We start from the raw sequence: 12,500 nt of genomic DNA, 5'->3' as shown, positions 1-12,500 counted from the left end.
CGCCGGGAGCCGGGAGCCGGGAGCCGGGAGCCGGGAGCCGGGAGCCGGGAGCCGGGAGCCGGGAGCCGGGAGCCGGGAGCCGGGAGCCGGGAGCCGGGAGCCGGTGCACGGCGCGGGTGTGCGCCGTCGACTGGCCGGTTCCGGACGGTCTCCGCGACGGTCGGACCCGCCCCGGGTCCACCGGCGACGGGTGGTGCGGCGGACGGTGCGACGGGAGTGCGGCGGGCGTCCTGCCAGGCCGATGGGGTCGGGCGACCGGCAAGAGCCTCCACGGCCCCCGCGCACCGTACCCGGTGTGTCAGATTTCCGTGCGTCATGACAAGACATCTGCATGGAACCTGATGTCTCATTGCACATCTGTCCCGTTGAGCGCCAGGGCTGAATGGATATGATCTGGTGACCGCATGTATTTGTCGACTGTCCGGAGCCTGCCCCCGATAGGCCCGGGCAGTGCAGCGCTGTCGTTCGGTCCACGCTGACGCCCGCCCCCCGAGGATCAGGTTGATGAGAGCTCGCACGCGCCTCTACCGCGTGGCGCACCCACGCCCGAACGGCAGGACCGTGCTCTGGGCGGCGGCCGGGATCCTGGTGGGGGCGGGCACCGGTGCCGCCGCCGTCGCGCTGGCCTCGAACGTCCAGCGCGGGGCCGTCGCCGCGACCGTGGCGGGCGGCCTGGTGCTGTGGTCGGCCCTGGTCGTGGTGGCCTGCTGGCAGGCCGAGCGCTACCGGCGGATGCGTGAGGAACTCAGTACCGCCCGCTACGAGCTGACGGACACCCGATCCCGGACCGCGGCGCTGCAGTCGGAGCTGTCCGCCACCCAGTCCGCCGCAGCCACGCTGCGCGCCAACCTCACCACGCTGCAGGCCGAGTCCGAGGCCGCCCACACCGAACTCGCCAACGCCCGCACCGCGCTGGCCGATGCCGAGACGGTCACGGCCGCCCTGCGCGAGCTGACCGAGGCCGCCGACCGCGAGCGCGCCGAACTCGACCGGCTCACCGGTGAGGTGCTGCCCGAGGTGGTCTCCCGGCTGCGCTCCGGCAGTTCGGTGGACTCCGCACTCGCGCCGCACGCCGAGTCGGCCCAGGCCGGACTGCTGCGCACGGTCGCCGAGGAGGTCGGCCGCGGTGAGCGCCAGCGTTCGGCGGCGCTCGCGGTCTGCGCCACGGCAGCCGGCCGGGTGCAGGCGCTGGCCACCAGCATGCACGCGGAGCTGCGCGAGATGCAGCACCAGCACGGTGAGGACGTGCTCGGCGACCTGCTCAGCCTGGACCACTCCACCGCCCAGGTCGGTCGGATGGCCGACGGCATCGCGGTGCTGACGGGCGCCCGGTCCGGCCGCCGCTGGACCAAGCCGATCGGCGTCGAATCGATTCTGCGCGGTGCGCTCGGCCGGATCGGCGCGTACCAGCGGGTGCGACTGCACTCCGCGAGCACTGCGGCGGTGGCCGGTTTCGCGGCCGAGGGCGTGATGCACGCGTTGGCCGAACTGCTCGACAACGCCGCCAACTTCTCGGCCCCGCCGGCCGAGGTGCACGTGTACGTCGAGGAGGTCCACTCCGGTCTGGTGATCACCGTCGAGGACGGCGGTCTCGGGCTGAGCGAGAGCTGGCTGCGCCGTGCCGAGCAGGCCGTCTCGGCCGCTCCGCTCGACCTCACCACGCTCTCCGCCGGTACCCGGCTCGGCCTCGCGGTGGTCGGTTCGCTGGCCCGCAAGCACGGCCTGTCGATCTCCTTCCGCCCGTCCGCGCGCGGTGGGACCGGCGTGGTGATGCTGATCCCCGAGCGGTTGATCACGCACCCCGGTCCCGCGGTCAGCCGGGCGCTCGCGGCAGCCCGTACCGGGGCCGGTGAGGGCGAGGGCCGCAGCGAGCACGGTCGCTCCGAACACGGCCGCTCCGAGCGGGCAGGCGCGGAGCAGGTCCGCACCGAGCGGGTGCGGACGGAACGGGTCCGTCCCGTGCTGGAGCCGAGCCGGGTGCCGTCCGGCCTGGTACCGGCAGTACGCCCGGAGCCGGGCCACCCGGCGCCCACCCGTCCCGAGTCGAGCCGCCCGGAGTCGATCAGCTCCGAGTCGAGCCGCCCGCAGACGCGGGACGCCGAGGCCGCCGGCGAGGAGGCTTCGACGGCCGGTACCGGGTCCGGGTCGGGCCCGGACAAGTCCACCACCACGGCCGGCGGCCTGCCGCAACGCCGCCGGGGTCACACCCTCGCGGCGACCCAGCCGTCCGCCAAGCCCTCCGCGACCGCGCGGTCGGCGCAGCCCGGACGAGCCGACGCGGCCGTCTCGGCGGCCCGGTTCGGCGCCTTCCGCAGGGCCCTTCAGCAGGGGCCCGACACCACCGAAGCCCTTCCGAAGGATGACTCCCGATGAGCAGCAGCACCGATCGCGACCTCGACTGGCTGTTGGAGAACCTGCTGTCCGGCACGCCCGGTGCCCGGCATGCACTGGTGCTCTCGGCGGACGGGCTCAAGCTCTGCCACACCTCGGGTCTGAACGTCGACCAGGCCGACCAGCTGTCGGCGATCGCCTCCGGGATGCAGAGCCTGGCGCACGGGGCGTCGATCGAGTTCGGCGACGGCAGCGGCGGCGTCCGGCAGTCGATGACGGAGTTCCACGGCGGCATCCTGTGCATCGTGGCGGCCGGTGAGGGCGCGCACCTGGCCGTGGTCACGGACGACGACGCGGATGTGGGCGTGGTCGGCCACAACATGCACGGTCTGATCGAGCAGATCGGCACCCTGCTGAGCTCGCCGCCGCGGACGGCCGTGACCGAGAACGAGGCCGCGGTGTGACCGGACGGCCGGGCCTGCCGGGCCGTGACGACGATCCGGACCGGCTCTACACCGTCACCCGGGGGCGCAGCCGCCCGCCGGAGCACGCCTTCGACCTGGTCACGCTGATCGTCAGCGAGCAGGAGCCGACGCCCGGGATGCAGTCCGAGCACGTCCGGATCCTTCAGCTGTGCCGGAACCCGACGGCCGTGGTGGAGATCGCGGCCGAGCTCGCCCTGCCGGTGAGCATCGTCAAGATCCTGCTGGGCGATCTGCTGGAGGCCCACCGGATCACCGCGCGACACCCCCGGTTCGCGCCGACCAAGGCCCGGCTGCCCGACCTCGACACGCTGAAGCAGGTGCTGCATGGACTCCAACAGCTCTGACACCCACCACGGATCCCCGCGCGGCTCCGCCCCGCTGCGCAGTACGGCGGAGAACGGTCTGAAGATCGTGGTGGTGGGTGGTTTCGGCGTCGGCAAGACCACCCTGGTCGGTGCGGTGAGCGAGATCCGTCCGCTCAACACCGAGGAGACGATGACCAAGGCCGGCGAGGACATCGACGACCTGTCGGGGATCCAGGACAAGCGCTCGACCACGGTGGCCTTCGACTTCGGCCGGATCACGCTCAACGACCGCAACGTGCTGTACCTGTTCGGAGCCCCGGGCCAGGAGCGCTTCTGGTTCCTCTGGGACCGCCTGTTCAGCGGTGCGCTGGGCGCGGTGGTGCTGGTGGACACCCGGCGGCTGGAGGAGTCCTGGTACGCGATCGACCGGCTCGAACACCACGGCACGCCGTTCATCGTGGCCCGCAACAACTTCGCCGAGCCCGAGCACACGCTGCAGGAGGTGCGGGAGGCGCTGGACCTTCCGGACGAGGTGCCGCTGGTCGACTGCGACGCCCGGGACCGGGAGTCCAGCAAGCAGGTGCTGATCGAACTCGTCCGCTACCTGTACCGCCTGGCCGGAGCCGAGCCCGCCCCGACCGCCGATGCCGCCGAGACCCCGATCGCCGGGGCCCCGGCCACCGGGTCCCTGACCACCAGGGCTGCTGATCGGGATTGGGCAGTCGAGACCGCCGAGACCGCCGAGACCGCCGAAGCAGCCGATCCGGCCCGAGTGCCGGTCCCGTTCCGCGCCGAATTTTCCGCCGAGTTCCGCCTAGAGGAGAGCACCCCGTGACCGAGCCCGCGATCACCCCGCCGTCGGGCTGCCCGGCGCACGCGAACGCGGCCCCGCTGTACGGTCCCCGCTTCCAGACCGACCCGGGACAGCTCTACCGGGAACTGCGCGAGGCCCACGGCCCGGTCGCGCCGGTCGAGTTGGCGGGCGGTGTGCCGGCCTGGCTGGTGATCGGTTACCGCGAGCTGCAGCTGGTGACCAGTCAGCCCAAGGTCTTCGGGCGGGACTCGACCCGCTGGAACATGTGGCCCGAGATTCCGGAGGACTGGCCGCTGAAGCCGATGATGGCTCCGGCGCCGTCGATCCTCTACGCCGAGGGAGAGGAACACCAGCGCCGGAAGGCCGCGGTGACGGACGCCCTCGCGGGCGTGGACCCGTACGAGTTGAAGAAGTACTGCGAGGAGATCGCCGACGGGCTGATCGACGAGTTCGCGGGCCGGGGCGAGGCGGATCTGGTCGCGGAGTACGCGCACCGGCTGCCGCTGCTGGTGCTCTGCCGGATGTTCGGCCTGAGCGAGGACGAGGCTCCGGTGCTGATCAGCGGCCTGCTCGCGATGCTGGACGGCGGCGCCGACGCGCTCGCCGGGGCGCAGAAGCTGCTGGAGAGCATGCTGCGGCTGGTCAAGGAGAAGAGCGAGCGTCCGGGGGCGGACGTCACCTCGCGGCTGCTGGCGCACGAGGCCGGGCTGAGCGAGGAGGAGGTCATGCGCGACCTGCGGGTGATCCTGATCGCCGGCCACCAGCCCTGCGCGTACTGGATCGCCAACGCGCTGCGGCTGATGCTGACCGACGAGCGGTTCGCCGCCTCGCTCTCCGGCGGGCGGCGGAGCATCAGCCAAGCGCTCTCCGAGGCGCTCTGGGAGGACACCCCGACGCAGATCTTCGCTGGTCGGTGGGCCACCAGGGACACCCAGCTCGGTGGCCAGCGGATCGCCGCCGGGGACATGGTGCTGCTCGGCTACGCAGGTGCCAACTCGGATCCGACCGTCCGGCAGGAGAGCGGCGTTCCGGCCGAGGGCAACCGGGCGTACATGAGCTTCAGTTACGGTCCGCACAGCTGCCCGTTCCCGGCACAGGAGGCGGCCGAGGTGATCGCCGCGACGGCGATCGAGGTGCTGTTGGACCGGCTGCCGGACATCCGGCTGGCGGCGGCCGAGAGCGCTCTGGTCTGGCGGCCCTCCGCCTGGGTACGGGCGTTGGTGGCGCTGCCGGTGGCCTACACCCCGGGGCACGCACTCGGCTGACCCGTCGACCGGTCGGGTCACCGTCGGCCGTCCGCGCTGCTCGCGGTCGGTCGTCCCTCCTGTCCGCGGCCGGTCGTCCGCACTGTTCACCGTCGGGCGTCCGCCCTGCTCACCGCCGGTCGGCACGGCCCGACGTGCCCTGATCCAGTCTGTCCACCCGAGGATTGCCTACCCGAGGAGAGCGGATGACCGCCCCGATAGTGATGGACCCGCTGGCCCGCGACAATGCCGCCGAGGGAGCTCTGCTGCGCGCGGCGGGGCCGGTGGTGCCGGTCGAGCTGATGGGCGGGGTACTGGGGTGGGCGGTCACCCGGCACGCCGCCGCTCGCGACCTGCTGACCGACCACCGGCTGGTGAAGAGTGCCGAGAACTGGGCGGCGTACCAGCGCGGGGAGGTGCCGAAGACCTGGCCGCTGATCGGGCTGGCGCTGCCGGGCCGGAGCATGGTCACCACGGACGGCGCGGAGCACCGCCGTCTGCGTGCGCTGATCGCGCAGGCGTTCACGCCTCGTCGCACGGAGCTGATGCGCCCGGCGGTGGAGAAGATCACCGCCGAACTGCTCGACCGGCTGGCCGAGTCCGGTCCGGTGGTCGACCTCAAGACCGCGTTCGCCTTCCCACTGCCGATGACCGTGATCGGCTCGTTGCTCGGGCTGCCCGAGGCGGACCACACCTATGTGCGTGAGCTGTACGAGCGCTTCTTCAGCAGCGTGAAGGACCCGGCGGAGGTGCAGAAGACGATCGCCGCGCTCAACGCCTTCGTCGACGACCTGGTCGCCAAGCGCAGGGAGCAGCCGGGCGACGATCTGGCGAGTGCGCTGCTGGCCGCCGGTACGGAGGCCAGTGCGGCCGGCGGCGTGGCGGGTGGCACGGCCGACGGCCCCGGGAGCGGTGCCAAGGGTTCGGCGGGCGCCGCTGCGGGCGGCGGGACGGGCTGCGTGGCGGGCAGTGGGGCGGACGGTGGGGCGCTGACCGACGAGGAGGCGGCGGCCACCCTGCGGGTGATCATCGCGGCCGGTCACGAGACCACCGTCAACCTGATCACCAACGCGGTGCGCGCGCTGCTCACCCACCCCGATCAGCTGGCCCTGGTCCGCTCGGGCGAGGTGGAGTGGGCGGCGGTCGTCGAGGAGTCGCTCCGCTGGACGCCGCCGACCAGCAACTTCCTGTTCCGCTTCGCGACGGAGGACATCGCGTACGGCGACGCGGTGATCCTCAAGGGCGACGCGGTGCTGATCTCCTACAACGCGATCGGGCGGGATCCGGCGCAGCACGGCATCACCGCCGAGGTCTTCGACGTCACCCGGGAGCCGGCGCGGCACCTCTCCTTCGGACACGGGCCGCATGTCTGCCCGGGGGCGCAGCTGGCCCGGCTTGAGGCGTCGATCGCGCTCCCGGCCCTGTTCGAGCGATTCCCCGGTCTTCAACTAGCCGTCGGGGAGGATGAGTTGCGCCCCAGTCCGACCATGGTGGTGAACAGCCTGCGGGAGCTTCCGGTCCGGCTGTGACCGGGTGACGGACGGCTGGGGCCGATCGGTGGAGGGTTACCGGCCGGTCCCCAGCACGGCCCGGTCACAAACGTGGCACTGGCGGATGAAGGCCGAACGAACACCTTGGCGGCGGGTGATCAGTGGGTTAACGTCTTCAAGCCAGCCCCGGCCGGCCATCTGTCGATCTCAGGTTCAGCGCAGCGTAGTTCTCTCCACCCGCCGGCATCTCATGCCCAGGCCAGGAGGACCGCCATGACCCTCGCCACGATTGCCCGCGCAGGCCGCCGATGATCCGGAAGTCACGGCCCGCCCCGTTCTCCCGTCGCCGCCTGCTCGCCGTCCCGGCCGTCCTCACCCTGGTGCTCGCGGCCGCGTGCTCCAACAGCTCGTCCGGTTCGAAGGGCGGCAGCGGGGCGGCCCCGACCCTCACCGGTGACTGCGCCAAGTACCAGGCGTACGCCGGACACTCGGGCACCAAGGTCACGATGTACGCCTCGATCCTCAGCCCGGAGTCGGACTCGCTGGAGAAGTCCTGGGCCGAGTTCAGTTCTTGTACGGGCATCAAAATCTCGTACGAGGGCTCCAACGACTTCGAGTCGCAGCTCCAGGTGCGGGTGACCGGCGGAAACGCCCCGGACTTCGCGATCGTCCCGCAGCCCGGCCTGCTGGCCCAGATGGTGAAGAGTGGAAAGGTCGTGAAGCCGCCCGCCCGGACCGTGGCCAACGAGGACAAGTGGAGCCCGGTCTGGAAGACGTACGGTTCGGTCAACGGCACCTTCTACGCGGCGCCGATGAGTGCCAACATGAAGTCGCTGGTCTGGTACTCGCCCAAGGCGTTCAAGGCCGCGGGCTACCAGGTGCCGCAGACCTGGGCCGATCTGATGGCGCTCAGCGACAGGATCGCGAAGGCCGGCGGCGGAAAGCCCTGGTGCGGCGGCATCGGCTCCGGCACCGCGACCGGCTGGCCGGCCACCGACTGGCTGGAGGAGGCCGTGCTCGGCTCGTACGGCGGCGACGTCTACGACCAGTGGGTCGGCCACCAGGTGAAGTTCAGCGACCCGAAGATCATTTCCGCCCTGCAGACCGTGGCCGGCTGGATGCAGAACCCGGCCTGGGTGAACGGCGGCTTCGGTGATGTGAAGTCGATCGCCACCACCACCTTCCAGGACGCCGGGACGCCGATCCTCAGCAACAAGTGCTGGATGCTCCAGCAGGCCTCCTTCTACCAGGCGCAGTGGCCCAAGGGTACGAAGATCGGTCCGGACGGCGACATCTTCGCCTTCCACCTCCCTGCGGTGAACCCGGCGGTGGCCGACCCGGTCGAGGGCGGCGGGGAGTTCCTCACCGCCTTCTCCAACCGGCCCGAGGTGCAGGCGGTACAGAACTACCTCTCCAGCTCGGACTGGGCCAGCAGCCGGGTGAAGGTCTCCACCGGCTGGGTCTCCGCCAACCAGGGCGTGGACAAGAGCCTCTACACCGACCCGATCGACAAGCTCTCCGCCGAGTCGCTCACCGACCCGGCCGCGACGTTCCGCTTCGACGCCTCCGACCTGATGCCGGCCGCCGTGGGCGCCGCACAGGAGTGGAAGTCGCTGACCAAGTGGTTCGCGGAAGGACAGGCCATCCCGAAGGTGGCGGCTGACATCGACGCGGCCTGGCCGCAGTAGGCAGTCGCCCGGGGCGGTGCGGGACCACCCGCCCGCACCGCCCGTCCCGAACCCGGCAGCTCTCCCTCCTGCCCCTGTGCGTGCTGCTCCGCGTGACCCGCTCGACCTGTGCGACCCGACTGCTGCGTGACCTGCTCCTGCACGTCCTGCCCCCTGCACGTCCTGCGCCCGCAGGTCCTGCTCCTGTGCGTCCGGGCTTAGAGGAAGGGGAACTCGTATGCGTGCGGCCCTGCTGGCCGACTCCGCGTGGACCGACGCCACCGTCAAACTCGGCAACAGCCTCGGCGCCATCGCCGTTTTCCTCGGCATCCTGCTCGCGATCTTCTTCGCCGCCGGGAGGGCCACCGGCCGCTTCGGGCGACCGTTGGCGGTCCTGGTCTTCCTCGGTCCGGCCGTGGTCCTGCTGGTCATCGGGCTGATCGCCCCGCTGATCCGTACGGTCTACCTCAGTTTCCGCAGCGACGACTCCACCCGTTTCGTCGGCGGGAGGAACTACGGCTGGGCGCTGACCACCGACTCGATTCACCAGGTACTGCTCAACACGGCGCTCTGGCTGGTGGTGGCGCCGCTGGCAGCGACCGCTCTGGGCCTGGTGCTGGCGCTGCTGGTCGAACGGATGAAGCGTCAGGCGGTCTACAAGTCGCTGATCTTCATGCCGATGGCGGTCTCCCTGGTCGGTGCCGGCATCATCTGGAAGTTCGTCTACGAGGCCCGCGACCCCTCCCAGCAGCAGATCGGCCTGCTCAGTCAACTGGCCATCGGCCTGGGTTGGTCGCACCCGCCGAACTGGATCCTCTCCCACCCGCTCAACAACTTCCTGCTGATGGCGGTGATGGTCTGGGTGCAGACCGGGTTCGCCATGGTGGTGCTCTCGGCCGCGATCAAGGCGATACCGGACGAAGTCACCGAGGCGGCCAGGCTGGACGGTGCGCGCGGAGTGCAGCTGTTCTGGTTCGTCACCGTGCCGATGATCCGGACCACGCTGGTGGTGGTGCTCACCACCGTCATGATCACCACGCTGAAGGCCTTCGACATCATCCGGACCATGACCGGCGGCAACTTCGGTACCCAGGTGCTGGCCAACGAGATGTACTCGCAGTCCTTCGAGCAGTACAACATCGGGCGGGGGAGCACCCTCGCGGTGATCCTCTTCCTCGCCGTCCTTCCGCTGGTGGCCTACAACATCGTGCAGTTGCGCAAGGAGCGTGAGACCCGATGAGCGACGCGGCAACGCCCACTTCCGGGCCCACCCCGAAGGCACGGTCCACGCCGAAGGCAGAGTCCACACCGAAGGCGTCACCCGGGCCGAAGGAGCCGTCCGCGTCGACCGAAGGGCCCACGCCGGAGGCAGGGCCCGCGCGGCCCGGGGTGAAGGCTGTGCGCAGGTCGTTCAGCGGCCCGCTCGCCTCGGTCTTCGTGATCGCCGTGACGGTGCTCTGGACGATCCCCACCTTCGGCCTGCTGGCGACCTCGCTCCGCCCCAAGGAGGCGGTGGCGAGCAGTGGCTGGTGGGAGGTGTTCGTGCACCCCGACCTGATCCTCTCCAACTACCACACCGTGCTCTTCGAGGGCGGGTTCGGCGTCAGCGGCGGCCTGATGCCCTATCTGGTCAACTCGCTGGCCATCAGCGTGCCGGCGACCGTGTTCCCGCTGGTGCTGTCGGCGATGGCCGCGTACGCGCTGGCCTGGGTGCGCTTCAAGGGCAGCGACGCCGTCTTCTTCGTGATCTTCGCGTTGCAGGTGGTGCCCCTGCAGATGGCGCTGATCCCGTTGCTCCAACTCTTCTCCGGGGGAGCCCACCTGGGCAGCGTGACCATCCTCCCGGCGCTCGACCTCGGTGGGACCTACGTACCGGTCTGGCTGGCGCACACCATGTTCGCGCTGCCGTTGGCCACCTTCCTGCTGCACAACTTCATCTCGCAGTTGCCACGCGACCTGATGGAGGCGGCGGTGGTGGACGGAGCGTCGCACTTCAAGATCTTCAGGTCGATCGTGCTGCCGCTCTGCACACCGGCGTTGGCCTCGTTCGCGATCTTCGAGTTCCTCTGGGTCTGGAACGACCTGCTGGTCGCGCTCACCTTCGCGGGGGGCACACCGGAGGCCGCGCCCATGACCGTACGGCTGGCCCAGCTCTCCGGGTCCTTCGGCGGGCGCTGGGAGTTGCTGACGGCCGGGGCGTTCCTCTCGCTGATCGTTCCGCTGGTCGTCTTCTTCAGCCTGCAGCGCTACTTCGTCCGAGGACTGCTGGCCGGATCGGTCAAGGGGTGAGAGGTTCCGTCGTGGCCGCCGGGGTGCTGCTCCCGATGGTGCGCTCGAGCGGTCGCAGCTGATCGCCTTCGCCGCCGGTGCGGCCGCTGCGGAGCCGGCCGGTTCCGGCGGGTCACGGCGGGCTGCGACGAGCTGCGGCGGGTTCCGGGGACGGGAGTCGGGACGGTGGCCAGGACGTAGGCTGGAGGCGCCCAGGACGCAGCCGAAGGACCTCCGAATGCCCTACGATCCTCCGACCCACTCGGTCGAACGCTCCCTCCGCCGGGCCGGCGCCCGGCTGGTGGTCGGTCTTGACGAGGTCGGCCGCGGGGCCTGGGCCGGACCGGTCACGGTCGGTGCGGCGGTGACCGGTCTGCGCAGGCCGCCGGAAGGTCTCACCGACTCCAAGCTGCTCACCGAACGCCGCCGCACGGCTCTGGCCCCGGTCCTCGCCGACTGGGTCACCGCTTACGCGCTCGGCCACGCCTCGCCGCAGGAGTGTGACGAGCTCGGCATGACCGCCGCCCTGCGCCTTGCCGCGCTGCGCGCACTGGAGGCGCTCCCGGTGCGGCCCGATGCGGTCATCCTCGACGGCAAGCACGACTACCTCGGCGGTCCGTGGCGGGTGCGCACGGTGATCAAGGGCGACCAGTCCTGCATCTGCGTCTCGGCCGCCTCGGTCCTCGCCAAGGTCCACCGCGACGGCCTGATGGCCGAACTCGGCGAGCGGTACCCGGCGTACGGCTTCGCGGACAACGCCGGTTACCCGTCGCCGATCCACCGGTCCGCGCTGGAGGAGTACGGGCCGACCGAGCACCATCGGCTGTCCTGGGCGTACCTGGACGCGCTGCCCAAGTGGAGCCACCTGAAGCGGGGGAGAGCGGCAGAGCCTCAGGACGAGCAGCTTTCGCTGGGTTTCTGACCTCTTCTGACGGTTCGTCCACCTGCCTGGAAGGGCGGCCGGTTGGGTGGTCGGGTCCCAACTGGTGGGGCGCCGGTGCGCACCCGACCGGCATTTGATAGATATCCGGGTATGCCTGTCTTCCCCGAGGAGCCGGAGATTCGCGAGAGTATCCCGGGCCCCGGCGTTCCCAGCCCCCGCGAGTCGGACGCACACGCCCCCCGCAAGCCTGCCGTCGGCAGTGCGGCCCCTGCCCCTGCATCCGCCGCTGCCCGCGGCGTTGTGGTGCCCGGGCCGCGGCCCGCTCCGCCCCGCCCGGCCCCGCCGACCAGTGCGGCCAGGCCGACGCCGCCGCCGGTGCGAAAGTCGATTCCCAGGCCCGGCCCCGGCGTTCGCCGTTCCGCCGCCGATGGGCAACTCCCGGTCGGACGGCCCGAGGTGCGCGTGGTGGCGGCGGCCGTAGCGGACGCGATCGTGCGGGCCGACGAGACGGTGGACCTGCTGCTGGAGTCCGGGCGCTGCCCGGACGACATCCTGGTGCTGACGGTGGGTGAGCCGCACCCCTGGCAGCAGCACGAGCTCTCCTTCGGCGCTGACCGCTACTGGGCCCAACTCGCCGAAGGCGGCGACGTCTTCTACGCGGAGGCCGCCTCGACCAGGCCGCTCCGGCGCGATGTCGTGGTGCTGGCCGTCAACGAGCCTCGTTCCGAGCGGGTGGAGCAGGCGGCACGGAAGGCGCTGGGCCACGCCGGAGTGCTGTTGGTGGTCTGCGGTGAGCCGGAGCTCACGGCAGTTGTCTTCCCTGACGCGAACCGACCTGTCCCGGCCTGAGGCGGCCACGGCCCGGGCTGACCGGTCCCGCTGATCAGCCCGTCCGTGCGGCGGCCCGTCCGTGGGGGGGGCCCGGGCCCCCGGGCCCCCCCCCCCCGACCTACACTAGCGCGCCGGCCAGGCAGGACCCCCCCGCCCCCCACGGGGGCGCACCCCCGACCGAA

General features: G+C 71.4%; 10 protein-coding genes and 1 pseudogene. All 11 read left to right on the top strand.

Features of this window, described 5'->3' with window-relative positions; translation table 11 throughout:
* The first annotated feature begins 504 nt into the window (after positions 1 to 504).
* Positions 505 to 2,373, top strand: coding sequence for an ATP-binding protein (locus ACFC1R_RS16785; protein ID WP_375939149.1), 1,869 nt, complete (start codon positions 505 to 507; stop codon positions 2,371 to 2,373).
* Positions 2,370 to 2,795 (top strand): roadblock/LC7 domain-containing protein, encoded by a 426-nt coding sequence (locus ACFC1R_RS16780; RefSeq protein WP_375939147.1) that lies wholly within the window; start codon positions 2,370 to 2,372, stop codon positions 2,793 to 2,795. Before ACFC1R_RS16785 ends, ACFC1R_RS16780 begins: the two co-directional genes overlap by 4 nt.
* Positions 2,792 to 3,160, top strand: coding sequence for a DUF742 domain-containing protein (locus ACFC1R_RS16775; protein WP_375939145.1), 369 nt, complete (start codon positions 2,792 to 2,794; stop codon positions 3,158 to 3,160). Before ACFC1R_RS16780 ends, ACFC1R_RS16775 begins: the two co-directional genes overlap by 4 nt.
* Positions 3,141 to 3,818 (top strand): annotated as a pseudogene (locus ACFC1R_RS16770) (ATP/GTP-binding protein); the annotation flags it as partial. The gene ACFC1R_RS16775 and the pseudogene ACFC1R_RS16770, both read left to right, overlap by 20 nt.
* 149 nt (positions 3,819 to 3,967) lie before the next feature.
* On the top strand, positions 3,968 to 5,200 hold the full coding sequence (locus ACFC1R_RS16765; RefSeq protein WP_375939204.1) for a cytochrome P450: 1,233 nt from the start codon (positions 3,968 to 3,970) through the stop codon (positions 5,198 to 5,200).
* Positions 5,201 to 5,385: 185 nt separating this feature from the next.
* Complete coding sequence (locus tag ACFC1R_RS16760) at positions 5,386 to 6,708, top strand: cytochrome P450 (protein WP_375939143.1); 1,323 nt, start codon at positions 5,386 to 5,388, stop codon at positions 6,706 to 6,708.
* 269 nt (positions 6,709 to 6,977) lie between these two features.
* Positions 6,978 to 8,357, top strand: a complete 1,380-nt coding sequence (locus ACFC1R_RS16755; RefSeq protein WP_375939141.1) for an ABC transporter substrate-binding protein — start codon at positions 6,978 to 6,980, stop codon at positions 8,355 to 8,357.
* 217 nt (positions 8,358 to 8,574) lie between these two features.
* On the top strand, positions 8,575 to 9,576 hold the full coding sequence (locus ACFC1R_RS16750) for a carbohydrate ABC transporter permease (RefSeq protein WP_375939139.1): 1,002 nt from the start codon (positions 8,575 to 8,577) through the stop codon (positions 9,574 to 9,576).
* A 158-nt stretch (positions 9,577 to 9,734) separates the two neighbouring features.
* Positions 9,735 to 10,625, top strand: a complete 891-nt coding sequence (locus ACFC1R_RS16745) for a carbohydrate ABC transporter permease (RefSeq protein WP_375939137.1) — start codon at positions 9,735 to 9,737, stop codon at positions 10,623 to 10,625.
* 217 nt (positions 10,626 to 10,842) lie between these two features.
* Positions 10,843 to 11,526: a ribonuclease HII gene (locus ACFC1R_RS16740; RefSeq protein ID WP_375939135.1), complete on the top strand. Its 684-nt coding sequence runs from the start codon at positions 10,843 to 10,845 to the stop codon at positions 11,524 to 11,526.
* A 426-nt stretch (positions 11,527 to 11,952) separates the two neighbouring features.
* Positions 11,953 to 12,336: a hypothetical protein gene (locus tag ACFC1R_RS16735; protein ID WP_375939133.1), complete on the top strand. Its 384-nt coding sequence runs from the start codon at positions 11,953 to 11,955 to the stop codon at positions 12,334 to 12,336.
* The last annotated feature ends 164 nt before the right edge of the window (positions 12,337 to 12,500 follow it).

Origin of the sequence: Kitasatospora sp. NPDC056138, assembly GCF_042264695.1 — a bacterium.
Classification (GTDB): domain Bacteria; phylum Actinomycetota; class Actinomycetes; order Streptomycetales; family Streptomycetaceae; genus Kitasatospora.
The sequence above is the reverse complement of the archived record's forward strand: the minus strand, read 5'-3'. Positions and strand labels throughout refer to the sequence as shown.